Here is a 24,430-nt window from a genome sequence, read left to right on the forward strand (position 1 = left end):
ACCATTCACCGGAACTACACCATGACCCGCCAATCGACCCTGACGCCGTTCCAGTTGCTGCCGCACCTGCTGCCCGCCATCGATATCGACATCGACGCCGAGACCTTCGTCAACATCCGCCGCCAGATCCATTCGCAGCCCGAGTTGGGTTTCGAAGTTGGCGCCACCAGCAAGCTCGTGGCCACGCTGCTGGAAAGCTGGGGCTACGAAGTCCATACCGGCATCGGCAAGAGCGGTGTGGTGGGACAGCTCAAGGTGGGCAACGGCCGCCGCTGCCTGGGTATTCGCGCCGACATGGACGCATTGCCGATTGTGGAGGCCACCGGCCTGCCCTATGCAAGCAAGGCGCACGGCCGCATGCACGCGTGCGGGCACGACGGGCACACAGCCATCCTGCTGGCGGCAGCGAAGGCGCTGGCCGACACGCGCAGCTTCGACGGCACGCTCAACCTGATCTTCCAGCCCGACGAGGAAAACCTGTGTGGTGCGCGGGCCATGATCGAGGATGGCCTGTTCGAGCGATTCCCGTGCGATGCGGTATTCGCGCTTCACAACATGCCTGGCGTGGCCGCGGGCTCGTTCCGTGTGCTGGCCGGGCCGGTCAGCCTGTCATCGGACGTGGCCGATGTGACGATCAAGGGCGTGGGCGGGCACGGTGCGATGCCGCATCGCGCGAAAGACCCCATCGCGGCGGCGGCCGCCATCGTCACGGCGCTGCAGACCGTGGTGGCGCGCAACGTGGCGCCCGACGACACCGCAGTGGTTTCGGTTGGCTTCATCCACGCCGGCGCCACCCACAACGTGATTCCCGAGGAAGTGAAGCTTGGCCTGAACGTGCGCGCGGCACGGCCGGAGACACGCGCGCTGGTGGAACAGCGCATTCGCGAGATCGTCGACCTGACCGCACAGGCACATGGCGTCACCGCGCAGATCGACTACCGGCAGTTGACGCCGCCGATGGTCAACGCCGATGCCCCGACCGCGCTGGCGCAATCGGTCTGCGCGGAACTGGTTGGGGAGGCGCGAGTGGTCACGCAGGCGCCGAAGGGACTGAACGGCAGCGAGGATTTCGCGTGGATGCTCAACGCGGTGCCGGGCTGCTACCTGATCCTCGGCAACGGCGAGGGCGAATTCGGAGGCTGCATGGTGCACAACCCCGGCTACGATTTCAACGACCAGGTACTGCCGCTGGGCGCCGCCGCATGGGTGCGCCTGGCGCAACGATTCCTGGTGGCGTAGTCGACCCGATTACGGATTCAGGGGATCTATGGCATAGTTGCCGCCGTCGTACCCCGCGTGTATCGGGAGAGACTGTGCCAGCCGCCCGGCCGGCACAGCGCCGAAGGAGCAACCGCCCCGGAAACTCTCAGGCAAAAGGACCGGTACCCGCTATTGAACTCTGAAGAACCCCCGGCTCGTACGTCGGCCGGCGGTACCGAAGGAGCAAGCGACGCGCGCCTTGGCCGCGCATCGCGAATCTCTCAGGTCAAGGACAGAGGGGGCGTCCGCTTCAAGCGCATGGTGCGCGGCGGACTGCCATCCCCATGACGTCCCGAAAGACCTTCGACATGAAAACCATTGCAGTAATCGGCGGCGGCATTACCGGCGTCACGACCGCGTACGCGCTTGCCAAACGCGGGTTCACCGTCACCCTGTTCGAACGGCACCGCTATGCGGCCATGGAGACCTCGTTCGCCAATGGCGGGCAGCTCTCCGCTTCGAATGCGGAAGTCTGGACCCACTGGTCCACGCTGGCCAAGGGCATCAAGTGGATGCTGCGCAACGACGCGCCGCTGCTCGTCAATCCGCGCCCGACGTGGCACAAGCTGAGCTGGTTCGCCGAGTTCATCGCATCGATCCCGCAATACCGCAGCAATACCGTGGAGACGGCACGCCTGGCCATCGCCGCGCGCCAGCACCTGTTTGCATGGGCCGAGGCGGAAGGGATCGACTTCGACCTGAAGCGGCGCGGCATCCTGCACATCTATCGCGACCGCGCGGGGTTCGAACATGCCGGGCGCGTATCCAGGCTTCTGGCCGAAGGCGGTCTGGAACGCCGCGCGGTGACGCCGGACGAGATGCGCGGCATCGAGCCGACGCTGGCCGGCCAGTATTACGGCGGCTACTACACGGAGAGCGATTCAACCGGCGACATCCACAAGTTCACCACGGGGCTTGCCGCAGCCGCGCGCCGGATTGGGGTACAGACGCTGTACAACCAGGACGTGCGTTCGGCATCGACCAGCGGCCGGCGCGTGACAATCGTCTCGGCCGATGACGGGCAAACCGCATCGCACGAATTCGACGGCGTGGTGGTCTGCGCCGGCGTTGCAAGCCGCGGCTTTGCGCAACAGCTCGGCGATCGCGTGAACATCTACCCGGTCAAGGGCTACTCGATCACGGTGAACCTGGCCGATGCGGAAAGCCAGGCCGCGGCGCCAACCGTCAGCCTGCTCGACGACGAAACCAAGCTGGTCACCAGCCGCCTTGGCGTGGACCGCTTCCGGGTGGCCGGCACGGCGGAATTCAACGGCATCAACCGCGACATTCGCGCCGACCGCATCCGTCCGCTGATCGACTGGGTGCACGCATGCTTCCCGGGTGTCAGCACACGCAGCGTAGTGCCCTGGGCCGGGCTGCGTCCGATGATGCCGAACCTGATGCCCCGCGTGGGGCGAGGCCATGCCGCCAACGTGTTCTACAACACGGGGCACGGGCACCTCGGATGGACGCTATCCGCGGTGACGGCGGAGATGGTGGGCGATGTGGTTCGGCAGGCCGCCGCAGGGCAGGAAACGCGAGTCGGCGTTGGCGGACTGGCTGTTGGCAACAGCTGAGCCGCTTCGGCATTGGACGCGCTGGCCCTCTCCCCCGGCCCCTCTCCCGCATGCGGGAGAGGGGAGAACACAAGGGGCATATCAAGAGCTGTTGGTTCGCTCCCCTCTCCCGCAACGCGGGAGAGGGGCCGGGGGAGAGGGCCCGGCACATCAACCTGCGAAGCCGCCGCGAATTCCCCGCCAAAAACGAAAAAAGCCCCGCTTGCGCGGGGCTTTTCGAATCTGGTGCCCAGAAGAGGACTCGAACCTCCACAGTGTTGCCACCGCTAGGACCTGAACCTAGTGCGTCTACCAATTCCGCCATCTGGGCGATGCGAGCCGCGAATTCTACAGAAGCTTTAGAAATTTGCAAGCCCCTTCCCAATTTCTTTCGCGTCAGTTGCCGGTCACCCCCAGGTAGAGGCTGCCGTCCAGCACGTAACGGTTCCGGCCTGCCCGCTTGGCGCGGTACATCGCGCTGTCGGCGCGGTGAAGCAGCGGCTCCAGCCGCGGGGTATCCGGCACCGCGCAAACGGCGCCCACGCTGATCGTTACGAACGGCTGCACGGGCGTGCCGTTATGCGGGATGCCAAGCTCGCGCACGGCGGCAACCATGCTGCGCGCGATGGTGCGCGTCTCGTCGGGCGTCGAGTCCGGCAGCACCACGGCAAACTCCTCGCCGCCCAGGCGGGCACAGAACTGCGCACCGCGAAGCACACGCGTCAGCGCCGTGGCCACCTGCCGCAGGCAATCGTCACCGCAAGGGTGACCGTACAGGTCGTTGAACTGCTTGAAGAGATCTACGTCCAGGATCAGCAGCCCCACTTCCGACCCGCGCTCACGCGCGCGCGACACGGTGATGAGAGATTCCCGCTGGAAGTAGCGGCGGTTCGGGATGCCGGTCAGTGCATCGATGTCGAGGTCCGCCTGGGCGCGCGACAGTTCTTCCGCCGTTTGCCCAAGCTGCGTTGCCAGCGCCTGTTCGCGCGACTGATACCTGCTGATATCGCGCATGAACACCAGACGGCCTATCGGCTTGCCATCCATCCGGCAGACCGGCTCGATCGTCAGCTCGTACCGGGCGCCATCTGGAACAAAGGGATTCGTGCCCGAATCTTGCGGCGCAGTGGCCGGCGGATGCAGAAGCGCGTGCCATGCGGCAGGCGCAGATTGCCCTAGCTCCAGCTCCGGCAGCATGTGCGCGGCGGCAGGGTTGAACTCGACGATGCATCCATCCGCGCCAACGATCACGCAACCCTCGCGGATGGTGTCGAATACGCGCAGCCGCGCGTAGTGACCGACATCCTCCAGGTGGGACCGCAGCGCGCAGAACCAGACCAGCACCGTCATGACCGAGAACGTGGCCGGGGTGAGGTCGCCGCCGAACGGGCCGGTCCAGCGCTGCAGATAGGCAAGATGGACGATGAGCGGCAGCGCCAGGCCGCTGGCCAGCACGTTCCGCCCGCGCCTGGACAATGCGGCGTTGGGCACCCGGGCCGTGATCAGGAAGTACAGGCTCAGACCGAGCAGCGCATAGGTCCAGGCAGCCATGATCGTATAGCCGATGCCATGGCGGAACACGGCGCCAGGCGAGACACCGGGCGGCATCAGTTCGATCGAGGTCCAGACCAGGTGGTGGCGTTCATTGGTAAAGACGAGCACCACCGACAGCACCGCCGCCAGCACCGGCACCCAGAGCCTGGACCACGGCACCACGAAATGCGGGCGGCTGACATGCACCATCGCCACCAGCCAGCCGATGGGCACCGCGACGATGCCGACATACTGGAGCTTTGCCCAGAAGATCCGGCCCGAGATATCGGACTCGCTAATCTCCAGCAGCCTGCCGCCGCTCCAGATCACCACCCCCGCCGCCAGCAGCAGGAACGCCCTGACCGTGGGATCGTCACGGCGCGGCCACGCGGCGATGGCCATGCCCGCACTGCACACCACAGCAATGGTCAGGCAAAGGACGAGAGGATACGATGGCATGAAAAAGTCGGCCGACCCAGATCAAGGCCCCGACCGGCTGTGCGGGGCGAACCATTATAGGCCGGCGCAGTCCCACACAGTCGCGACACAGACCGCGGCGCCGAACGGTGCCGCCAACGCACAACACATCCGGAACCGAACGTGCCAATCATTCTCCTGGGCCTGGCGTTGCTTGGCGCCTTTATCTACGGCGTCGTGCTGCTCTACACGAAGATAGCGGCCGATTTTGGCGCGCTGGCCGGCACCGCGGCCGTGCTCGCGCTGCTGGCCGCACTGACCGCGCTTGGCGTGCGATGGCTGCGGGGCTACCGCGCGATCCACGGCAAGCGCGTCAATGGCGAGCGTGTGCTAACGCTGACCGGCGAATGGGGAAGCCTGAAGCTTGACGCCGAGCGAAAGAACGGCGTGCTGGAGATGCATGGCCAGCGTATCGTGCTGATCTTCGCTGACATCGCCAACGCCCGCGCCGTCGCCAGCGGGGGCAAGTGGCAGGTTGACCTGACGCTGCATCACCACACGCCAGCGGACTGGACAATCCCCGTCCCCGACAGCGGCACGGCTGGCCGCTGGGCGAAGATCTTCAAGCTGGCTGCGGTACAGAAGCTTTGAGTGCCCCGCAGCCGTATAGCCCCCAAGCATCCTCAACCCCGCAAGGAGCCCACACATGATTGCATCGAAACTCAGCTGGAAGCGACTGGGCATCACCGGCGCCACGGCAGCATTTGCCGCATCCGTCGCAATGATGGCCGGCTGCGCGGCCCAGGCGCCGGCCACCACGATTGCCGATCCTGGTCCACAGGGTGGCCGTGGCACGCCCCAAGGCTGCCAGGCGGACAAGCTTGGTGACGAAGTGCTGATTGGCAAGACCGAGGCCGAAGCCGCCGCGCTGCTCAACGGCTGCGCGTGGCGCATCGGCAGCCGCGACAGCAAGGGCCTGCCCGCCACGATGGACTACAACCCGCAACGCCGCTCGATCGACGTGATGGGCGGCAAGGTAACCGCCGTGCACCGCGGCTGAGGCAGCGCGCCGGGTACCGCCGCTGCTACTTCGAGCGGCTGCGGTCGCCGCCGTACGTATCCATGATGATCATCGTACGGTCGAGCACGCCGTTATCGTCGAAGTAGGCGCTAAAGTGCGCCGGCAGGTAGCCGGGCAAATACATGCGATACGACCACGCCTCGCGCTTCATCAGCGGGTAGTACTGGATCGGCTCGCGCGGCATGCCCCATCGCTCCACCACATCGCGCTTGGTCCACGTGCCAGGGCGCGCCGTGTAGATCTCGGTTTCGGTCAGCGTCTGCCGGAAGTTGGTCAGCTTGCCCGACGCATCGAAATCAGCCGCATAGACGTCATATCCGTACGGCTGCTTGGAATAAATCCAGCGTTGCGTGCCATCGGCAAGCTGATGTGTCTCCGTGGGCGCGCCGAATGCGCTCTGCACGGCGGCCTGCGGGCTGCCGATCAGCTTCTGTCCCGTCTCCACCGGCTGCAGCGATGCGCAGGCGCTCAATGCCAGGGCGGCAATGCCCATCCACACGGGTAAACGAAATTGCATGACTTGCTCCGATGTCTGCGAGACCGACGTTAAGCATACTCCACCCGCATGCGGTGGGCGCCCCGCAGTGGGTGCCGCAGTGGCGTGGATCTCGCCTGCTACGTAAACACCGAAGTGCAGGGCTTTATTCCCGGGCGCGCGCCTGACGCAACCGGCTAACCCACCCCTACCATCGTGGGGTATGGTCGGCCGCATCAAGAAACGCGCGTTCGATCCGATAAGATGGTCGTCGGGGCCTCAAGGCACCCAAAGTATTGAAGACGTGGAGCCACCATGGACCCCCTTTCGTTCGAGTTCGTGACTGTCGAGGAAGCCAAGAAAGTGCTCGACGGGGATCCTGCAGCCGTGGTCCCGATCGACTGGACCGGCCTGCGTCAGACGGCCAACACCTCGGCACACATGCTCGCGCCTGACACGCTGCGCTGGCTGGCCCAGTTGCCGCGCGAAGTCAGGCCGCTGGAGCTTTTCCATACCTACCCGCGCATTGCCAACCAACTGGCCGCGCTCGGCCACGCTGCCGCCGTTTCGGCATTTGTCGGCGACCTGCTGATCGACAAGCGTGGCGACCGGCAAGGCTTTCCGGGCGGCATCGCGCTGGAGCTTTCGCGGCTGCAGGAGCATTTGCTGCTGTCGATCCAGCCGCCCGATATCGACGTGAGCGACATCTGAGCGACATCTGATTGCCCGAACCGGCAAGGCACCGCGCCACTGTCGCGCCACTGTCGCGCTATAGCTCGTCCTCCACGGGCAGCAGGCCGAGGAAGTCGATGCCGATGTGCTGCCACACGCTCATGCCGGGCTCCTTGTCGGTGGTGACTTCCTTGCCCTGCTCGACCGTGGTCCACGTCAGGCTCTCGTGACCGAACTGATCCTTGCGCAAGGCCACGCGCCATGCGATTTCGGACAGGTGCTTGTCCATATCCTCGACGAGCCGGCTTGCCAGCGCGGGGCTATCGAGCACCACCCCCATTTCCGTGTTGAGCCTGTCCGAGCGCGGGTCCAGATTCAGCGAACCGACAAACAGCAGGCGCCTGTCCACCACGTAGGCCTTGGCATGCAGCGCGGCCCGGCTTGATGCGAACGTGCCGCTCAGCCTGCCACGGTCGCGCGCCAGTTCGGCATTGGCCGTGGGCTTCAGTTCGTACAGGTCGATCCCGGCATTGAGCAGCGCTTCACGGTGCCGCACATACCCGGCGTGCACTGCGGGGACGTCCGTGGCGGCAAACGAATTCGTCAGCACACGGACCTTGACGCCTCGCGCGGCGATACCTGTCAGCCACTTCTCGTTATCGTCAGGCAGGAAATACGGACTGACCAGCACCAGTTCGGTCTGTGCCTTCTCCATCAGCGCGCGCAACCTGGGGACCGCATGCGTCGACGGATCGTCCGGGCTTTCCTCGATCTTGTCGGGCTTGTCGGCAATCACGCGTGCTGTGCCGACATAGCCGGGCAGGTGGCCAGCTTCGATGCCGTGCGCCAGGCCAGAGTCGAGCAGCTCCTGCACGAAAGGGCTGGCGTGCGCCAGGTCGCTCTTGGCTTCGATGTCCTTGCGGATGCTGCGCAACGTCTCGGGCTCCTCCTTGCCCTCCGGCAACAGCGCGGCCACGGGATACGCGCTCTCGCTGTTCCAGTACTGGTCGAACACCTTGCTGGCCACCGGCACCACAGGCCCGGCCACCATGATGTCGAGATCGCTGAAATCGAGGTCGGGCTTGGCGGAGAAATATGCGTCGCCGATATTGCGCCCGCCAATCACGCCCACAAGGTTGTCCACCACCATCTGCTTGTTGTGCATGCGCCGGTCAAGCCGGCCGAAATCGAATGCCAGCTGGACCCAGCGCGCACCGCGACTGGCGAACGGATTGAACAGGCGGACCTCGATATTCGGATGGGCGTCAAGCGCAGCCCAGAGCTTGTCCTGCTTGCTGGTATGAAAGTCGTCGATCAACAGGCGCACCCGCACGCCTCGATCGGCCGCGTCGATCAACTCCCCGAGCAACGCGCTGCCGGTGGTGTCCGCGTCGAAGCTGTAGTACTGCAGGTCCAGCGTCTTCTGCGCCGCGCGTGCCAGCGCCATGCGGGCGGTCAGCGCGTCCGGGCCGGCGCCGAGCGGATAGAAGATCGACTGGCCCGGATTCTGCGCGAGACGCGGGGCCAGCGATCGCGCCAGCAGCGTGTCGCCGTTATCGGTAATCGCATAGCTCGGCGTGCGTTCGGGGTTCGCGGGCAGGCTCGCACAGCCCGCCAGTACGCCAAGACAGAGCCACAGGCAGGCCGACATACAGGCCGACAGGCAAGCCGACAGACCGGCCATCAGCGCGCGGGCGCCGATTGGCGATCCCCGGTATGTCGATGTCTGCGCCATGATGCGGCCTCCCTGCGGTCAGGTCACTGCTGCACCGCGTTCTTCTGCGCCGGCTGCCGGTAGTAGCCGCGCACGATCTGCTGTGCCACCGGCAGCCGCGCGCTGACCGGCACGGGAAAGCGCACGATCGCGTCGAACCGGTTCACATCGACTGGCTCGAACATCACGCGCGGCTCGAACTGCGAAAGGTCGACAAAGCGCATGTCGCCGTAACGGCGCAGTGTCCGGCCAGCCTCGTCCATGAACCCCTCGCACGCCTGGCGGGCCACCTTTACCAGTTGCTCCTCAACTTCATCGGGGTTCACGCCGACTTCAAGCGGAATCCGCACGGTGTCGAGCGTATAGGCGCCCGCCTGCGAATGGTTGCGCACGGCCGTCGTCAGCAACATGCTGTTGGGCACCTGCACCGTGAACCCCGTGTACTGGCGCGCCGGCGCCACTTCCACCAGCGTCGTCGACATCACATCCATATCGATGACCTCGCCGCCGAACGGCCCGATCTCGACCAGATCGCCAAGCTGGAACGGCCGGGTGACCATGCGCATGAACGCGCCAAGGAAGCACATCACCAGCTCTTTGCCGACCAGCAGCAGCGCTGCGGCAAACGCGGCCAGCGAGATCGCCACGCTCTTGAGTTCGGAGACCCAGATACCCAGCAGCAGCAGGAACACCACGGCCGCCACAAGGTTGCGCGATGCCACGGTCCAGGCGCGGTAGCTGCCGCGATTGTCGGCCTGCAGGCGCGCCGAGAAGAAGCGGTTGATCAGCTTGACCACCACCGTGCCGACAAGAATCACGATCAGGCTTGTGACCATGTTGATCACGATGCTGTCGCTGGCGTTGAAATGCATATTGTTCGTCCCTCGTTCGCAGGCTGCGCCGCCGCGTGCGCATGCCTGCCCACGGCGATTCTATCCATATGGCGGCCCCGGCGGATTCCGTCGGGTTCAGATGTCAGGGTTTCTCCTGCGTCGAGGACCGACCGTGATGCCGGAAATCAAAAACCGAATCGTCGAACCGGGGCAGAATCGCCGGCGCCTGCCGCCCGTGCGCGGCGTTCAATGATGAGGATGATCGATGATGTTGAAGTCCACTCGCCGCTGGCTGCTGGCTGCCGCCGGCATCGCCAGCCTGGCGCAGCTTTGCGGCACCGCACACGCGGCGGTCACCGCCACCCCCGAACAGGCGCGTGCCCTGGCCAGGGAGGCCTGGATCTACGGCTATCCCGTGGTCGAATCCTACAAGACGCTCTACGCGCAGGCGGTAGACCGTGACGGCCCCAACTTCAAGGCGCCGTTCAACCGCATCGGCAATACCGCGCAAACGTTCTCGCCCAGGGACACGGCCATCATCACGCCGAACGCCGATACGCCCTACTCGTTCGTCTGGCTTGACCTGCGTGCCGAGCCCGTGGTGCTCACGCTGCCCGCCGTGGAACACCAGCGGTACTACTCGGTGCAATTGCTCGATATCTATACGCAGATCTTTGGCTACCTTGGCACGCGCGAAACCGGCAATGGCGGCGGCCGCTTCCTGATTGCCGGGCCCGACTGGCAAGGCCAGACACCCCCGGGCATCGACCGCGTGCTGCGCAGCGAGTCACGTATTGCCTACGCGCTGTATCGGACCCAGCTATTCGACGACGCCGATCTGTCCAAGGTGCGCGAGATCCAGAAGGGCTACACGGTGCAGACGCTTTCCGCATTCCAGCAGCGCCAGGCGCCGTCACCGGCCCCGGCCGTGGATTGGCCGAAACCGCAGCCGGGCATGACCGATGGCGTGGCGCTGTTCAGGTATCTCGATTTCATGCTGCAGTTCGCGCCGCCGGAGCCAAGCGAAACCGCGCTGATGCAGCGCCTGGCCGCCATCGATGTGGGTCCGGGCAAGTCATTTGACGAGAACGCGCTGTCTCCCGAGATCCGGCAGGCGATTAGCGAAGGGATTGCCGATGCAAAGGCCGAATTCGCCACGTTCCACAAGACCAGGCTCGGCACGAAGCAGGTCAGCAGCGGCGATCTGTTCGGCTCGCGCGCGTTCCTGAAGAACAACTACATGTACCGCTATGCGGGGGCGGCCCTGGGCATCTATGGCAACACCGCGGCCGAGGCGCTGTATCCGGGCTACTTCACCGATGCCGAAGGCAAGCCGCTCAGCGGCGCCAATGGCGCGCAATACACGCTGCGTTTCGGCAAGGATGCGTTGCCGCCGGCCAATGCGTTCTGGTCGATCACGATGTACGACGGCAAGACGAAACTGCTCGTCGACAATGCGGCCGACCGGTACCTGATCAACTCGCGAATGCTGGGCACGCTGGCGCGCGACGCGGACGGCGGCATCACGCTGAACCTGCAGCACGGCAAGCCGGGCACTGACAGGCAAGCCAACTGGCTGCCGGCGCCCGACGGCCCGTTCTATGTGGTCCTGCGTCTCTACATGCCGAAGGCGGAAGCCACCAGCGGCAAGTGGAAGCAGCCGCCACTGGTGAAGGCGCCGCAGTAACTCGCAGCAGTAACGCGTAGCAGCGTCAGGATGCAGGCGTCGCCGAGGTCTGCCAGCCGAGGCCCAGCGACTTCTGCAGCGAGACAAAGTCCTTGAGCAGGTCCGCGTCTCCCGAGATGCGGTTCTGCTGCGTTGCCACACGCGTGCGCTCGACATCGAGCCATTCGAGCATGCTGGCCGTGCCCGCGCGGTAGCGCTGCTGCTGCAGCGTCGACGCGCGATCGGCCGAGGCCTCCACGCGGCGAAGCACTACAGCGTGCTCACGCTGGTGGCCGTAACGTGACAGCGCAACATCGGCGTCGCGCAGCGCCTTCAGCACCACGCTCTCGTAATTGGCCTGGGCCTCGTCGAGACCACCCTCCGCGCCCTCCACACCCGCCGCCACACGGCCGAAATCGAGAATATTCCATTGCAGGCGCGGCAGCGTCAGCCACGTGCCGTTTTCCTTGCGCGCGAGGTGGCCCGGGTCCGTCGCCGCGAAGCCCAACGACCCGAGCAGCGAAAGCTTCGGGAACCAGTCGGCCTTGCGTACGCCGACCTGCGCCGTGCTCGATGCCAGGCGGCGCTCCGCCGCGCGAATATCGGGGCGCGACTTCAGCAGCGCCGCGGGGTCGCCAACGGATACCGTCTCCGGCACGCTCGGCAACGGCTTCGGCGCAGACAGTTCCGCGTCCAGATCGCCCGGCGCGCGGCCGGTCAGCACCGCAAGCTGATCGAGCGATTCGGCGATGCTGGCCTGCACCGGCGACTTCTGCGCGCGCGTATTGTCTACCTGCGTCAGCAACCGCTCCACTTCAAGCTGCGATGCCACGCCACGAGCGCGGCGCTGCTGCGTCAGATCGAGCATCTCGGCTTCAAGCTTCTCCGACGACTCCAGATGCGCAAGGCTCTCCTGCTGCTCGCGCAGCGTGACGTAGGCCAGTGCGACTTCCGCCGCCAGTTGCACGTGCGCGTCTGCCAACTGCGCATCGGCCGCGTCGGCTTCGGCAGATGCCGCCTCGATCGAGCGGCGTGTGCCGCCGAACAGGTCGATTTCCCAGCTTGCGTCGAAGGCCGCGATATACAGCGACAGCGGGCCGCGCCCGGCGCCCGACGACCCCTGGCCGGACAGCGCCGACAGGTCAGGCGACCGCGTGCGCAGCGTGGCTGCATCGGCGGAGACCGTGGGGAACAGGTTGGCCTTGTTGCCGGCCAGCCCCGCGCGCGCCTGGCGCACACGCGCACGCGCCGCGCGGATATCGGGGCTTTGCTTGAGAGCCGACTCGATCAGCGCGTCAAGCTCCGTATCGCCCAGCGCGTGCCACCAGTCGGCCACGCGCGGCACTTGATTGCTGGTGCCTTCCGGCGCGTGCGGAAACTTCCCGGCGTCGATCGCATTGCCTGCCACCTGTGGCGCGCCGTGATAGTCAGGGCCCACAGTGCAGCCAGCGGCAAGCATCGCTGCCGCCAGGGTCAGCAGCGTGGCACGAAAAGAAACAGACATGATCAATGACCGGTGGAAACGGGGGCACCCGGACGGGGCGGCTTCAGCAACAGCGCCAGCGGCACGCAGCAGAGCAGGGCCACGCCGAGCACGAAGAAGGTTTCGGAGAACGTCATCACCACGGCCTGGCGCGCAATCTCGCCGCTCAGCTGCGCCACGGCCTGAAGCTGCGCATGCGCATAGTCGCCGCCCTGCGCCACAAAACTGGCGATGCTCGACGTCATGTGCTCCTGGCCAATCGCACTGTTGGCGGTAACGGATTCGCGGATAACAGAATCGTGATAGCTGTTGCGCCGATCGATCAGCGTGCCCAGCAGCGCCAGACCGATCGAGCCACCGAGGTTGCGCGCCATGTTGTACAGGCCTGCGGCATCGCCGGCCTCGTGCGTTGCAACGGCCGCCATCGAGGCCTGGTTCAGCGGCATCATCGCCAGTATCTGACCAAAGCCGCGCAGGATCTGCGAGGCGTAGAAGTCGTGGCCGACACTGTTTGCCGTCAGACCGATATCGAGCATGCAGCTGCCAAAGAAGCACACCAGGCCCGTGATGACCAGCCAGCGGCTGTCGAACTTGCCAAGCATGCGCGGCAGCACCGGCATCAGCAGGAACGCGGGCAGGCCCGACAGCAGCATGATGCCGCCCGCCTGCTCGGCGTTATAGCCGGCGATCGTCGCCAGGAACTGCGGCAGCAGGTATGACACGCCATAGATGCCCGCACCGACCGTCGTCACGATCAGGATCACGCTTGCGTAGTTCTTGTTGAGCAGCAGGCGCAGGCGCACGATCGGCTGCCTGGCCGTGTACTGGCCGATCAGCATCAGCGTCAGTCCGGCCACCGTAAGCAGCGTCAGGTAGACGATCATGCTCGATTCGAACCATTGCTCGCGCTGGCCTTCCTCCAGCACCACGGTCAGCGAGCTGAGCCCTACAGCAAGACCGACGATGCCGAGCCAGTCGGCCTTGAAAAACGCCTCGAAGTCAGCGCGCTCGGACTTCAGGCCGAAGTACAGCAGCGGCACCAGCACCGCCGTGATCGGCAGATTGAGGAAGAAGCACCAGCGCCAGTTGACGTTTTCGGCCAGCCAGCCGCCAACCACGGGCCCCAGCAGCGGCCCCAGCAGCACGATCAGGCCGAACATCGACATGCCGATCGGCATCTGGTGCCGTGGCAGGCGCGTGCGCACGATGGTCTGAGCGGTCGGGATCATCGCGCCGCCGGCAAACCCCTGGCCGATGCGGCCAATCACCATCGCGGACAGGCTATGCGACATCCCGCACATCATCGAGAACGCGGTGAACAGCAGCGCGTTCCACATCAGGAAGCGGCGCAGCCCGAATACGCGCGTGAGCCACGCCGTCAGCGGAATGATCACGATCTCGGCCATCAGGTAGCCGGTAGAGATCCACGTGCCTTCCGTGCCTGCCGCGCCGATCTGGCCCTGGATCTGCGGCAACGCCGAGTTCGTGATCGAGATGTCGAGCGTGGCCAGCAGTGCACCAAGCGAGCCGGCGGCCACGGCGATCCAGTCGCCCACCGACGCGTTCGGCTGCTGTACGGCCGCAGCCGTATCAGCCATGCGTGGCTCCTGCGGCGGCCTGTGCGCTGGGTTCGTTACGTGCGTTGGGTGCGTTGTGGGCGTTGGCGGGGTGAAGCTCACGCGTATCGACGTCCACCATGACCGACAGGCCCGGCACCAGGACCGGGCGCGCGTCGGCCGGTACGTCGACATGAATCCGCACTGGCACACGCTGCACGATCTTGGTGAAGTTGCCGGTGGCGTTTTGCGCGGGCAGCAGCGCGAATTGTGAGCCGGTGCCAGGTGACAGGCTGTCCACCACGCCGTGCAGCTTCTCGCCGGGCAGCGCATCGACGTGGAGCGTCACGGACTGGCCCGGACGCATGCGGCCCACCTGCGTTTCCTTGAAATTGGCGGTCAGGTACAGGTCCTGCACCGGGACCACCGTCAGCAGCCGCGTGCCCGGCTGGGCGAACTGCCCGACGCGCACACCCTTGTCCGCAACACGGCCGGCGGTAGTGGCGCGCACCACGGTATCGCCAAGATTGAGCTGCGCCTGGCGGGCACTGGCCTCGGCCACTTCAAGCTGCGCGCGGGCCTGCTCCAGGCGGGTTTTCAGCGTGACGGTCTGGCTTTGCTCCACGCGCAAGGCGGCCTCGTTGGCGGCCAGCGTGGTCTTGGCGCGCGTCTGCGCGTTGCCCAGTTCGGCGGTGCGCTCCTCGGTTTCGGCGCCCGACTTCACCAGCGGCGCGTAGCGCTCCACCTGCGACGCCGCGTACCGCGCGTTGGCGCGCGCGCCGTCCACTTCCGCCGCTGCCTGGGCGATCTTCGCCTGTTGCTGCGTAAGGTCAGCTTCGGCTCGCGCCACATCGGCCTGCCGCGACGCCACGGTGGCCTGCGCTTCGTCCACGGCCGCCTGGTATTGGCGGTTATCGAGCCGCACCAGTTCCTGGCCAACACTGATCTGCTGGTTGTCGCGTACGAGCACCTCGGCAACATAGCCGCTGACCTTCGGCGCAATCGTCACGCTATCGGCTTGGATATAGGCGTCGTCTGTACTCTCGATAAAGCGGCCGTAGAGCCACCAGCGCATGCCGTAAGCGAGGGCAAGCACGATCAGCAGCACGCCCGCGCCGATCAGGAACTGCTTGCGGCGGGAGGCGCGATCGGGGATGGCGGATACCGGGGCGACGCCGGCTGGCGCCGTTGCGGCGTGATTGGGAGGAGACATGGGGGCGCAAGACTTCGAAGTCGGAAGGGCTGCGCAATTATTCCACTTGGAAAAAATCTGTCAACTGATATATTTCTGCCTGCTCACAGTGACAAGGACATCCCCACATGGCGCGACACAAGCCTGCAGCCGAGGGCGGTTACCAGCGCGGCGAAGAGACGCGCGCCCGCATTATTGAAGCGGCGCTGCGGCTGTTCGGCACGCATGGCTTCGACGGTGCTTCCACCCGCGACATTGCGCGCGAAGCCGGCGTCAATGCCCCGGCGCTGCAGTACTACTTCGACAACAAGGAAGGGGTCTACCTGGCCTGCATCGACTACTTCATCGAGCGCGTCTGGTACCTGCTGGGTGAGGTCGTCAGCCAGGCCGAAGCAGTGGTGGCCCGTGAAGACGCGGCCGACGCGGCGCTGATCGACGCCTATCTCGCGCTGCAGGCGCGCTTCATGGCATTCCTGTATGAAGGCCCCGACACCGAGCATTGGCGGCAGTTCATGGCACGCGAACGTGCCGGGCTTGGGCCGCCGGCCGCGTTCGAGCGGTTCGACGTCGGCATCAACCACCGGTTGTTCGCGCTGACCACGCAAATCATCGGACGCCTGACCGGGCGGCCAGCCACGGACGAAGCCACGCGCATCCGGACCATCGCCATCGACAGCCAGGTTGCGTCATTCAAGGTGATGCGGCGCCACATCATCAAGGCACTGAACTGGCAGGGATACGGCGAGGCCGAGACGCAGCGCGTGCAGGATGTGCTGGAGGACCAGACGCGGACGCTGCTGGAAGGCCTGGTTGCACAGCGCGACAAGCGACTTGCTGGCGACTAGAGGAAACCCTCTAATCACGCGGATACGGCGATAGTTGGAGTCATATTTTTCATATGAATCAGCAACTTGAAATTTTCGTAAGGGTCACCGCTGATCTAATCCTGCGGCAACTTTCGTAGATATACGATTGCGCACCGCAAAAAGACCTTGTCTATCTATCTAGTAGTAGATAATATTCACGCCATGGACGACGCGATGCAGCAAACAAACCCGCAGCAACCCGCCGATCCACGCAACACCAAGTAGTTTGTCAGTACCGGGAGGCGGTCTTTTTTTTAGCCCTGATTCTCTATCTAGCAGTAGATAGCAGCAAGGCCCAAACAAAGACCCCGACATTCGCAGCACAGACTTTGGCCCCGCGATCCACCTCAAACCAAGAGATCGCCCGGCACTTCGCAAGGAGAGCATCATGAACGCCAAGACCATCCTCACCGCCGCCGCCCTCGCCGCCGCTTTCGTGACCGGCGCCGCCCAAGCCGCCCCCGCCACCCAGAAGGCCGGCGAAGTCTACGGCTACAGCTTCCGCGTCAACGACCAGCGCAGCGCCTTCACCGACGGCGCACGTATCGGCAAGGTCGATGCGTTCACCGATGGCGCACGCGTTGGCAAGGCTGATCCGTACACGGACGGCGCCAAGGTCGGCAAGTATGACCCGTACACCGATGGCGCACGCACGATCGCCGGCCTGGACCGCACCGGCGTGTCGGCCAGCCCTGCCCGTCAGGCTGATCCGTACCTCGACGGTGCCAAGACCGGCAAGTATGACCCGTACACCGATGGCGCACGCATGGTCGCCGGCCTGGACCGCACCGGTGTGTCGAGCCAACCGTCGCGCAGCTTCGACCCGTACACCGACGGCGCAAACGCCTGAGTCCCGCCCAATGCTGGCGGTAGTTGAAGAGAAGTAAGCCGGAGCCGGCCCAGAACCTCTGTTCTTGCCGACTCCGGTTTCTATCCCGGAGTCCATCATGAGCATCAAGAACAGTGCCCTGATCCTGGGCGGATGGCTGGCCGTGACGGCCGTCAGCGGCGCAGCCGCAGCGATCGTGGTCCAGACCCTGCCGGTCTGAGTCCGGCACGCGACAAGCGCCCCCTGCCCCCGCACCCCCGTAGTACGTGCATGACACTAGTCATTGCATGAAATGCGCGCGGCGTGATTCGCCCCACCAGGGTGCAATCACGCCGCGCTGGCGTTTACAAGGCCAGTTGCCTAGCCGCCAGGTGCCCCTCTGCACAGGCACCGCCCCCAACTCCGAAGCCCTGCGACCGATCTCGCACTTCCATCCGAAACGTCTTACCGGCAAACTGGCCATGCATTGCGAGCCGTAACGCGCCAGACTGGCAAAAGTTGAGCCGACGTCATCCGCATGACGCAGCGCGCCGTTACATCGGCTTTGCACCAGATTTTCCCGTCTGGGAAAAACAAGAAACCCGGAGTGAACACGTGTTGACGATTTCGGAAAGCCAGACCGGCGCGATAAGCCCCCGGCGCCCGCTGGCCTTATGGCTGGCAGCCGCGCTGCTCGCATTGCTGGCGATGCTGGCTGCGCCGCGCGCCCATGCCCAGACGCCCGCCCCGCTGGCCGAGTGGCAGTACTCGGTGGGCGTGCCGCTGGAAAAACTGTATGAAGAAGGCCCGCCGCCCGAGTGGACCGTCCGGCTGGGCCTTGCCGCCCGCGTCAGCCCCTACTACGACGGTACCGGCAATTACTATCCGATTGCCGGACCCGCAATCGATATCCGCTACCGTGATCAAGGGTTTCTTTCCACGGGTGAAGGCCTTGGCTGGAATATCGTCCATTCCGACCACTGGCGGGCCGGCATTGCGCTGACCTACGACTTCGGCCGCCGCGAAAAACACGATCACGACCACCTGGCCGGGCTCGGCAATATCGGCATGGCGGTTGAGTCGAAACTGTTTGCCGAGTACGTGGTGTCGAAGGAATTCCCGCTCGTGGTCCGCGCCAACGCGCGGCGGCAGTTTGGCGGCGCCAACGGATGGCTGGGCGACCTTGGCGCCTATATGCCATTGCCGGGCAGTTCTGACAAATTCGCGTGGTTCGCGGGCCCCACGGTCACCCTCGCCGATTCGGCCTACATGAGCCGCTGGTACGGCGTCACTGCGGAGCAATCGGCAAGATCCGGCCTGCCCGAACACCACGCCGGCGGCGGGATCAGGTCATACGGCGGCGGCGTCTCGGCGATGTGGTTCTTCGGCAAGCACTGGTTCGCCACGGCGGACTTTGGCATCGCGGCCCTGGTGGGCGATGCGCGCAGCAGCCCGGTCACATCCCACTCCGCCAACATGACCGGCGATGTTTCGATCATGTACGAGTTCTGATCTGCGACGCCGGCGCCCGCTCACTCGGTCGGCCGCCGCAGATATTCCTCCACCACGCGGCGCAAGCCGGGCAGCTTCCCGGTGAAGAAATGCCCGGCGCCCGGCAGCACGACCACCGGCAACTCCTGCGGCCGCGCCCACGCAAATACATTCGCCAGCGGCACGCGTTCGTCGCTCTCGCCATGGACCACCAGCGCATTGGCGGGCACGGCGGGGGTGTCATAGGACAGCGTGTCGGATAGCGCGCCGGCCGGCATGCCGGTCAGGATCAGGTGGGCAATCGCTTCACCTGCGGTGGTCAGCGCCGCAACCGCGCGCGTTTGCACGAATGCGCCAAACGAGAAGCCGGCAAGTGCCAGCGGCATGCCCGGATGCGCGGCCTGGGCGTGGCGGATCACGGCAAGCACGTCGTCGGTCTCTCCGATACCCTCGTCGTACTCCCCTTCACTCTGACCAACGCCGCGATAATTGGGACGCAGCGTCAGGAAGCCATGCGCCTGCAGCGCGCGCGCCAGCAACTGCGGAATCTTGTGTTCGGCGGTGCCACCCTGCGATGGGTGTGGATGAGCCACTACGGCAATGCCAAGCGGCGCGCCGGCAGGCGCATCGACAAGGACCTCGAGCTGGCCGGCAGGTCCGGCAATAAATTCGCGCGTGGTGGTGGGTGCTGGGGAGGACGAAGACATGAGAACGGCTACCGGCTGGGGGCGATGCGATATCGGATGCAATTGTGCATGCGCAGCATACCCGCAGCAGGACAGCCGCGGCAACGTTCCGGGTACATCCCGGCAACACGTGTGCCGCGGCCAGACCGCAATTCGTGTTTCAGTGGTGGTGGTCCGCCTTGGCGACGGACGCGATTTCCTGACGCCTGACGCTGACCACGTCGTCGAGTTCAAGTCCTTCGGCAACAACCAGCATCTCGGTACCCCGGCTGATGCTGTAGATCACGCCGTACCAGAGATCCGGCCCCGCGGCGGCGTTCAGCCGGATGTTGAACTCGGTTGCCAGGTCCAGGCTGTAGATCGTCACCATGTCGCCAACCTCGGGATTGGCGGCCTCCTCCGCCAGCGGATATTCCCGGGCTGCCACCGTCAGTGGCGTCTGCGCAATGCCGCGCGCAAACCTCGCTTGCATCGTCATCTCCTGCGCGTAGTTTTCCCCTTCTTAGGATATAAGCGCGACCTGAAAAGGCCCAGTAAACCGGCTTCCCGGACCGTTCCAAGACACCCGGACGCCGCATTTTCCGCAGCATCGGGCCCGCTCACCAGAGATACCGCGCACCCAGCAGCCCGGTAATGCTCTCGAATCCACCGTTGCCATACTGGTAGGCGATGTGGCCCCACATGCGCCAGCGCTGTGCCACCTGGATCTGGGCCCCTGCCTTGACCTCGACGCGGTCCGTGGGGCCGTCCTGCGCAATCACCGTGTTGTTGAACGCAATCGCGTTGCCGCTGCCGTTGTGCCACCAGTTCAGTTCGACGAACGGCAGCCAGTCCGGCGCGGTGCCGGCCGCCGGCGTGTGATACAGGCGCGTGCCAAGCCGTGTCGTCCAGCCGCCGCTGCTGCTGTCCTGGATGACGGTGCCATTGCGCTCGGTGTGGCTGTCGGATCGATAGTCCGTATAGATCAACTGGAACTGGGGTTCCAGCATCACGGTCCCGACACCCGTCTGCCCGATGCGGAATGCCCAACCGCCCTCCACCGAGCCCGACCACACCTGGCTGGTGTAGTGGGTCCCGTCCAGGCTGCTGCCCTTTACCGTGTTGTCGAAATGGCTGTACTGCATCCAGGTGTCGGCGTACGGGCCTTCCGCATCGGCCGCATTGCCGTGCCACGTCGCGTAGAGGCCGCCGTTCACACCGTTCACCGTGCCGCGTGCGATGGCGGGGTTGTTGCTGGCCGTTGCGTGCGTGGTACCCGTACCGTAGCCCGCCATGATGCCGGCCTGCCAGCGCTGGTTGTTGGCCACCCGGTGCAGCACGTCGATGCCGACCTGGACCAGCGCGGTATCCGCGGATTCGCTGATGCGACCGGCCGCTGCATTGCCATCGCTGTGCCCGCCGGTGGCCCGCGCCCAGACTGTCGACGTTTCGGGAGCCGAGCCACTCGACCGAGCTGGATCGGCAAACCCGGCGCGATCATGCAATGTGTGGATGAACATCCCCTGTGCGGCCGTCTGGTTGGCCAGGTATGCGCCGGGCTCCGGGCGAATCTGCGGCGTTGGATCGGTGGAGTACGACCGCAGGTACCAGTTGCCGTCGTTCGGTGTGGCAGGGCTGCCCTTGTAGAGGTTGTACTCATACGCGCCAGCCACCACGCGGCCATCGAGCGCGAACACGCCATCCGACTGACCATCGACCTGCACGATCCGGATGCCATTGTTCGTTGGCGCCCCCGCGCCCCCGGCATTTTCGATCCTGACCGCTGTCTGGCCGGAGGTGTTGCCATGCACGACCAACCGATCGGTGGCGGCGTTGTCGGCGCCCAGCGCGGTCCAGAGCGTCATCCTGCCGTTGTTGCCGACATAGTTGCCGTTCACCGTCAGCGTGCTGGCGGGGACCGGGCTCCCCATGCGGATCTCGCCATTGTTCGTCAGCGCACCGCCCACCACGAATGTGCCAGCCGGGCCGCCCGCAAAGCCCGGTGCGGCGTCCGCCACGGCCAGCAGCCCGTTGTTGACGACCGAGCCGCCGACACTGCCATAGCCACCAAACGTGGCACCCTGGCTCACCGTCACCTGCGACGTATTGGCTAGCTGCGCGCCATTGGCCAGGACCAGCGCGCCCGCATTGACCATCGTGGCCCCGGCATAGGTATGAGGGCCACCCGCCAGCGTCAGCGTCGCGGCTCCCGCCTTGGTCAGGCCGCCGCTGCCGCTGATAACACCCGACAGCACGCCATCGACCGTCGTGTTGGCCGTCAGCGTTGCACTGCCAAGCGCCACGTTGCCCGCGCCCGAGATGTTGTTCACGGTCTGGTTGAAGCCGTTCAGGTCGAACGTCGCACCAGCGCCTACGGTGACCTGCGAACTCGTGGAAACGATGTTCTCCGTACCGGCAAGCAGCGTGCCGCCATTGATGATCGTCGCGCCGGTGTAGGTATTCGGCTTGGATAGTTGCAGCGTGCCGGCCCCGGCCTTGGTGAGGGTCTTGCCATCCCAGCCGGTTGCCGCATTGGCGGCCTCATCGGCCATCACGGCGTCCAGGTTGAACGTATCGCTGGCACCGGCGAGCGTGAACGTGCCGTGCGCGGTTTGCGGCGATGTACTGTGCGCCGCGTACCACGTGAGCCCAAGGCCCACGATGTACGACTGGGGCGTATAGCTGGACGTCAGCGTGAGGTAGTCGGCCTGCCCCTGCGAGCCGCCGAGCTTTACCGTCTGGAACGTACCCGTCAGGCCGCCTGCCGTGGTGGCATGGATCACCGTGAACGCGCCCGATGCCAGATCGGAAACGCTGGCGGTGGCAGCGGCCGTATAGCCAATCAGGTTGAACGTGGCTCCAGGAGCGATCGTGGCGGTGCTTGCGGTGATAGTCGGCTGGACGCTGCCGGCCGCAACATCCAGCGCCCCATTCATCGCGAAATGGTTGCCCACCGACAGCGACGAGCGGCCTGAAATCGCGGTGGTGGCGCCTGCGGCAGTGACATGGTCCCCCGTTACCGTAAAGGCGCCGTCCTGCGCGAAAAGCAATGCGCCGGTATTGACGTTGACGGCGCTCTGCGTCGATCCGGCACCAGTCAGTGCGGTGATGCCGCTGCCGTTCTTGATCAGCGAGCCGACGCCGCTCAATGCGCCAGCGAGGGTGAAATTGTCGCTGCGATTGAACTCCAGCACGCCATCGTTCGCGATATTGCCAGTTACCGATCCCCCCGCAGCGCCCGTTCCAAGGGTCAGGTGGCCGCCAGTGAAGATCCTTGTGCCAGCGCTGCCGTCGATGGTCACCGTCCCGCCCAGCGTCAGATTGCCAGACACCTGGACGGCGTCCGCGTTGCTGCCGCCCATGCTGACGTTGCCTGTCAGTGTCCAGTTGCTGCCAGCGGCCGACACCAGGCTGGCGAACCCGTTCCCATTGGTGGCATTGAAGTCCCCGCTCTCAGTGCCGGACTCGATCAGCTGGATCTGGTTGCCTGTCCCCTGGCTGACGATTGCCGCGTTCCCGCCGCCGCCAAGCGCCGATCCCGTACCGAGCACCACGGTGTTGTTTGCGCCGGTAAGCAGGATGGCAGCGCCGTTTGTACTGGAAATGGCGCCGCGATTCGTGATGTCGCTGCCCTGTTGCATCTGGACGCCTGGTCCCTGCTCGCCCCGGATCGTTCCCGTGCTGCTGTTGACGATATGGATCGCATCGGGCGACGTGGCGGCAATGCCTCCGTGATAGCCGTCAATCAGGCCATCGTTGTTGACCGTGACCGCTCCCGCATCGACAACGATGGCCTGTCCGTACACGGGATCGCCGGTTCCCGAGCGGATGGCCGCATTCGCGTGATTGTTGATCGTGACCGTTGTGCCGGCGCCGTGCACATAGACGCCATCGGCACTGGACCCGACACTACCTGCATTGCCACTGTTCAGCGTGCCGTAGTTATCCAACGTGCCGCTCGTTGCAGCGCCATAGTAGACCGCGTGGCTCGCCGATACGCTGATGTCTCCATAGTTGACGACATTGTTGCCGGTGCCGCCGCCGTCCATCGCCACGCCAAAAGTATTGCCATGGATCAGCCCGGTGGTTTCATTGGTAAGAGACCCCGAGACGCTGAAGCGAATGCCGGCTGCCGCGTAATCCAGCGAGCTGAGAATCGAGCCGGAATTGGAAATGGTTGCCGGCGCTATCCCTTCGATGCGAATTGCATCCCCGGTGGTGGTCGAGACTGTGGTGCCTGCATTCAGTTGATAGGCCGTATCGGTAGAGAGGATCTGGCCGGTGGTACTTGCATCGACGATTGTCGCCGCACGCACGGAGGAAACAAAACTTATCAGGACGGCCGCGCAAATCGGGCTCAACGCGGGTTTTTGCTGTACTCCCTGGCCGAAGCGAAAACAGGTTTTCTTCATGGATTTTTCCCGCTCCATTTGGCATTTTCTGCCTGGTTTATTTATCCGGTATCCAAATCTTTTTTCGCAGATTATGTAATCGACATGACTTTCGGGAAATGCGCCCGAAAGTCATCCACATAATCCACGGCCATCACGAAAATTCAGACCAATTATTAGTTAACAACCAGCGAAATGAAAACTGGGAGCCACAATATTCCATCACCAAGATATTGACGATGGAATTGATTTCCGCGCATTGGCGGGAAGTGAGCGGGTGTGGAAAAGGTGGCGGCGGGCAGTGAGGGATTGGGGCTAATGAGCGGGTTCGGCGCCCCGTGCACGGCCAATCACGTCCCCCGTGGTGCCGGGGTACGTGGTGGACGTGGCAACAGCACTTGCTGTTGATTACGGCAGGTTGGTGCCGGGCTCTTCACGCGCGCGGTCGCCCAACCGCGCCTCACGGCGCCCAATCCTGGTCGAGAGGCGGTATTGACAGACAAACAGCGCAATCAGGGCAATCAGCGCGATGGCGGCAAGGCCTAGACGGTAGATGATCCACATGATGCGAACACTGGTAGTTCTCCCGCTTTCAGCCTATTCGCTACGCTGTCCAGGCACTGCAAAGATGGGGCTGGCGCGTGTCAAATTCCCGTCAATACGCAGGCACTCCGCACACGGCCCGCTGACCCGCCAGACTGCGACCGGTCCGTTTTCCCTTCCGCTGCATAGCAAAACACTTAATTCGCGTTCGAAAAGTCTGTGCCCTAT

General features: G+C 64.8%; 20 protein-coding genes, 1 tRNA gene and 1 riboswitch. Of the genes, 9 read left to right on the top strand and 12 right to left on the bottom strand.

The window, feature by feature from the left end:
* Positions 1 to 21: 21 nt before the first annotated feature.
* On the top strand, positions 22 to 1,239 hold the full coding sequence (locus B552_RS0117010; RefSeq protein WP_019450251.1) for a M20 aminoacylase family protein: 1,218 nt from the start codon (positions 22 to 24) through the stop codon (positions 1,237 to 1,239).
* A 53-nt stretch (positions 1,240 to 1,292) separates the two neighbouring features.
* Positions 1,293 to 1,392, top strand: a riboswitch (glycine riboswitch).
* Positions 1,393 to 1,568: 176 nt separating this feature from the next.
* Positions 1,569 to 2,837: a D-amino acid dehydrogenase gene (locus B552_RS0117015; RefSeq protein WP_019450252.1), complete on the top strand. Its 1,269-nt coding sequence runs from the start codon at positions 1,569 to 1,571 to the stop codon at positions 2,835 to 2,837.
* Positions 2,838 to 3,060: 223 nt separating this feature from the next.
* On the opposite strand, the gene B552_RS0117020 is transcribed toward B552_RS0117015, so the two are convergent.
* Positions 3,061 to 3,147 (bottom strand) — tRNA-Leu (locus B552_RS0117020).
* Positions 3,148 to 3,212: 65 nt separating this feature from the next.
* Positions 3,213 to 4,808 carry a histidine kinase N-terminal 7TM domain-containing protein gene (locus B552_RS0117025; protein WP_026035757.1) on the bottom strand — a complete coding sequence of 532 codons (1,596 nt, stop codon included), beginning with the start codon at positions 4,806 to 4,808 and terminating at the stop codon, positions 3,213 to 3,215.
* 141 nt (positions 4,809 to 4,949) lie between these two features.
* Between B552_RS0117025 and B552_RS0117030 the strand changes: the two genes are divergently transcribed.
* Positions 4,950 to 5,417, top strand: coding sequence for a hypothetical protein (locus B552_RS0117030; protein ID WP_019450254.1), 468 nt, complete (start codon positions 4,950 to 4,952; stop codon positions 5,415 to 5,417).
* Between the two features lie 55 nt (positions 5,418 to 5,472).
* Entirely contained in the window at positions 5,473 to 5,826 is a 354-nt protein-coding gene (locus B552_RS0117035) for a hypothetical protein (protein ID WP_019450255.1), read from the top strand.
* Between the two features lie 25 nt (positions 5,827 to 5,851).
* Here the strand turns inward: B552_RS0117035 and B552_RS0117040 are convergent, their stop codons facing one another.
* Positions 5,852 to 6,364, bottom strand: a complete 513-nt coding sequence (locus B552_RS0117040; protein WP_026035758.1) for a hypothetical protein — start codon at positions 6,362 to 6,364, stop codon at positions 5,852 to 5,854.
* 273 nt (positions 6,365 to 6,637) lie between these two features.
* On the opposite strand from B552_RS0117040, the gene B552_RS0117045 reads away from it, so the two are divergent.
* The gene (locus B552_RS0117045) at positions 6,638 to 7,033 is read left to right on the top strand and encodes a hypothetical protein (protein ID WP_019450257.1); all 396 of its coding nucleotides are present in this window, start codon (positions 6,638 to 6,640) and stop codon (positions 7,031 to 7,033) included.
* 58 nt (positions 7,034 to 7,091) lie between these two features.
* On the opposite strand, the gene B552_RS0117050 is transcribed toward B552_RS0117045, so the two are convergent.
* Positions 7,092 to 8,729: a phospholipase D family protein gene (locus B552_RS0117050; RefSeq protein ID WP_019450258.1), complete on the bottom strand. Its 1,638-nt coding sequence runs from the start codon at positions 8,727 to 8,729 to the stop codon at positions 7,092 to 7,094.
* Between the two features lie 23 nt (positions 8,730 to 8,752).
* Entirely contained in the window at positions 8,753 to 9,580 is an 828-nt protein-coding gene (locus tag B552_RS0117055) for a mechanosensitive ion channel family protein (RefSeq protein ID WP_019450259.1), read from the bottom strand.
* A 226-nt stretch (positions 9,581 to 9,806) separates the two neighbouring features.
* Between B552_RS0117055 and B552_RS0117060 the strand changes: the two genes are divergently transcribed.
* Positions 9,807 to 11,228 (top strand): DUF1254 domain-containing protein, encoded by a 1,422-nt coding sequence (locus B552_RS0117060; protein WP_019450260.1) that lies wholly within the window; start codon positions 9,807 to 9,809, stop codon positions 11,226 to 11,228.
* A gap of 25 nt (positions 11,229 to 11,253) precedes the next feature.
* Here B552_RS0117060 and B552_RS0117065 read toward each other — a convergent pair whose 3' ends face one another.
* Genes B552_RS0117065 through B552_RS0117075 form a run of 3 tightly spaced genes read right to left on the bottom strand, consistent with a single transcriptional unit; the run spans position 11,254 to position 15,459 of the window.
* Positions 11,254 to 12,711: an efflux transporter outer membrane subunit gene (locus tag B552_RS0117065; protein ID WP_035879960.1), complete on the bottom strand. Its 1,458-nt coding sequence runs from the start codon at positions 12,709 to 12,711 to the stop codon at positions 11,254 to 11,256.
* 2 nt (positions 12,712 to 12,713) lie between these two features.
* On the bottom strand, positions 12,714 to 14,288 hold the full coding sequence (locus B552_RS0117070; protein WP_019450262.1) for an MDR family MFS transporter: 1,575 nt from the start codon (positions 14,286 to 14,288) through the stop codon (positions 12,714 to 12,716).
* Positions 14,281 to 15,459 (bottom strand): HlyD family secretion protein, encoded by a 1,179-nt coding sequence (locus B552_RS0117075; RefSeq protein ID WP_019450263.1) that lies wholly within the window; start codon positions 15,457 to 15,459, stop codon positions 14,281 to 14,283. Before B552_RS0117075 ends, B552_RS0117070 begins: the two co-directional genes overlap by 8 nt.
* Positions 15,460 to 15,566: 107 nt before the next feature.
* On the opposite strand from B552_RS0117075, the gene B552_RS0117080 reads away from it, so the two are divergent.
* The 3 genes from B552_RS0117080 to B552_RS0117095 all read left to right on the top strand — a co-directional run bounded on the left by B552_RS0117080 (position 15,567) and on the right by B552_RS0117095 (position 18,624).
* Positions 15,567 to 16,283, top strand: a complete 717-nt coding sequence (locus B552_RS0117080) for a CerR family C-terminal domain-containing protein (RefSeq protein WP_019450264.1) — start codon at positions 15,567 to 15,569, stop codon at positions 16,281 to 16,283.
* Between the two features lie 409 nt (positions 16,284 to 16,692).
* Positions 16,693 to 17,154, top strand: coding sequence for a hypothetical protein (locus B552_RS0117085; protein WP_019450265.1), 462 nt, complete (start codon positions 16,693 to 16,695; stop codon positions 17,152 to 17,154).
* 666 nt (positions 17,155 to 17,820) lie between these two features.
* Entirely contained in the window at positions 17,821 to 18,624 is an 804-nt protein-coding gene (locus B552_RS0117095) for a MipA/OmpV family protein (protein ID WP_237718235.1), read from the top strand.
* 20 nt (positions 18,625 to 18,644) lie between these two features.
* Here B552_RS0117095 and B552_RS0117100 read toward each other — a convergent pair whose 3' ends face one another.
* From B552_RS0117100 to B552_RS29095, 4 genes are all read right to left on the bottom strand, one after another.
* Positions 18,645 to 19,310: an alpha/beta fold hydrolase gene (locus tag B552_RS0117100; protein ID WP_019450268.1), complete on the bottom strand. Its 666-nt coding sequence runs from the start codon at positions 19,308 to 19,310 to the stop codon at positions 18,645 to 18,647.
* A 139-nt stretch (positions 19,311 to 19,449) separates the two neighbouring features.
* Entirely contained in the window at positions 19,450 to 19,761 is a 312-nt protein-coding gene (locus B552_RS0117105; protein ID WP_026035761.1) for a hypothetical protein, read from the bottom strand.
* Positions 19,762 to 19,888: 127 nt separating this feature from the next.
* A complete protein-coding gene (locus B552_RS0117110) occupies positions 19,889 to 23,680 on the bottom strand; it encodes an autotransporter outer membrane beta-barrel domain-containing protein (protein WP_083860315.1) in 3,792 nt (1,263 codons plus the stop codon).
* A 387-nt stretch (positions 23,681 to 24,067) separates the two neighbouring features.
* The gene (locus B552_RS29095) at positions 24,068 to 24,223 is read right to left on the bottom strand and encodes a hypothetical protein (protein ID WP_019450271.1); all 156 of its coding nucleotides are present in this window, start codon (positions 24,221 to 24,223) and stop codon (positions 24,068 to 24,070) included.
* Between the last annotated feature and the right edge of the window lie 207 nt (positions 24,224 to 24,430).

Source organism: Cupriavidus sp. BIS7, assembly GCF_000292345.1.
GTDB lineage: Bacteria > Pseudomonadota > Gammaproteobacteria > Burkholderiales > Burkholderiaceae > Cupriavidus.

What these genes read in the sequence shown, in the direction of transcription:
- B552_RS0117010 (WP_019450251.1), top strand. Translation starts at nt 22, where the DNA reads ATGACCCGCCAATCGACCCTGACGCCGTTCCAGTTGCTGCCGCACCTG.
- B552_RS0117015 (WP_019450252.1), top strand. Translation starts at nt 1,569, where the DNA reads ATGAAAACCATTGCAGTAATCGGCGGCGGCATTACCGGCGTCACGACC.
- B552_RS0117025 (WP_026035757.1), bottom strand. Translation starts at nt 4,808, where the DNA reads ATGCCATCGTATCCTCTCGTCCTTTGCCTGACCATTGCTGTGGTGTGC.
- B552_RS0117035 (WP_019450255.1), top strand. Translation starts at nt 5,473, where the DNA reads ATGATTGCATCGAAACTCAGCTGGAAGCGACTGGGCATCACCGGCGCC.
- B552_RS0117040 (WP_026035758.1), bottom strand. Translation starts at nt 6,364, where the DNA reads ATGCAATTTCGTTTACCCGTGTGGATGGGCATTGCCGCCCTGGCATTG.
- B552_RS0117045 (WP_019450257.1), top strand. Translation starts at nt 6,638, where the DNA reads ATGGACCCCCTTTCGTTCGAGTTCGTGACTGTCGAGGAAGCCAAGAAA.
- B552_RS0117050 (WP_019450258.1), bottom strand. Translation starts at nt 8,729, where the DNA reads ATGGCGCAGACATCGACATACCGGGGATCGCCAATCGGCGCCCGCGCG.
- B552_RS0117055 (WP_019450259.1), bottom strand. Translation starts at nt 9,580, where the DNA reads ATGCATTTCAACGCCAGCGACAGCATCGTGATCAACATGGTCACAAGC.
- B552_RS0117060 (WP_019450260.1), top strand. Translation starts at nt 9,807, where the DNA reads ATGATGTTGAAGTCCACTCGCCGCTGGCTGCTGGCTGCCGCCGGCATC.
- B552_RS0117065 (WP_035879960.1), bottom strand. Translation starts at nt 12,711, where the DNA reads ATGTCTGTTTCTTTTCGTGCCACGCTGCTGACCCTGGCGGCAGCGATG.
- B552_RS0117070 (WP_019450262.1), bottom strand. Translation starts at nt 14,288, where the DNA reads ATGGCTGATACGGCTGCGGCCGTACAGCAGCCGAACGCGTCGGTGGGC.
- B552_RS0117075 (WP_019450263.1), bottom strand. Translation starts at nt 15,459, where the DNA reads ATGTCTCCTCCCAATCACGCCGCAACGGCGCCAGCCGGCGTCGCCCCG.
- B552_RS0117080 (WP_019450264.1), top strand. Translation starts at nt 15,567, where the DNA reads ATGGCGCGACACAAGCCTGCAGCCGAGGGCGGTTACCAGCGCGGCGAA.
- B552_RS0117085 (WP_019450265.1), top strand. Translation starts at nt 16,693, where the DNA reads ATGAACGCCAAGACCATCCTCACCGCCGCCGCCCTCGCCGCCGCTTTC.
- B552_RS0117095 (WP_237718235.1), top strand. Translation starts at nt 17,821, where the DNA reads ATGCTGGCTGCGCCGCGCGCCCATGCCCAGACGCCCGCCCCGCTGGCC.
- B552_RS0117100 (WP_019450268.1), bottom strand. Translation starts at nt 19,310, where the DNA reads ATGTCTTCGTCCTCCCCAGCACCCACCACCACGCGCGAATTTATTGCC.
- B552_RS0117105 (WP_026035761.1), bottom strand. Translation starts at nt 19,761, where the DNA reads ATGCAAGCGAGGTTTGCGCGCGGCATTGCGCAGACGCCACTGACGGTG.
- B552_RS0117110 (WP_083860315.1), bottom strand. Translation starts at nt 23,680, where the DNA reads ATGAAGAAAACCTGTTTTCGCTTCGGCCAGGGAGTACAGCAAAAACCC.
- B552_RS29095 (WP_019450271.1), bottom strand. Translation starts at nt 24,223, where the DNA reads ATGTGGATCATCTACCGTCTAGGCCTTGCCGCCATCGCGCTGATTGCC.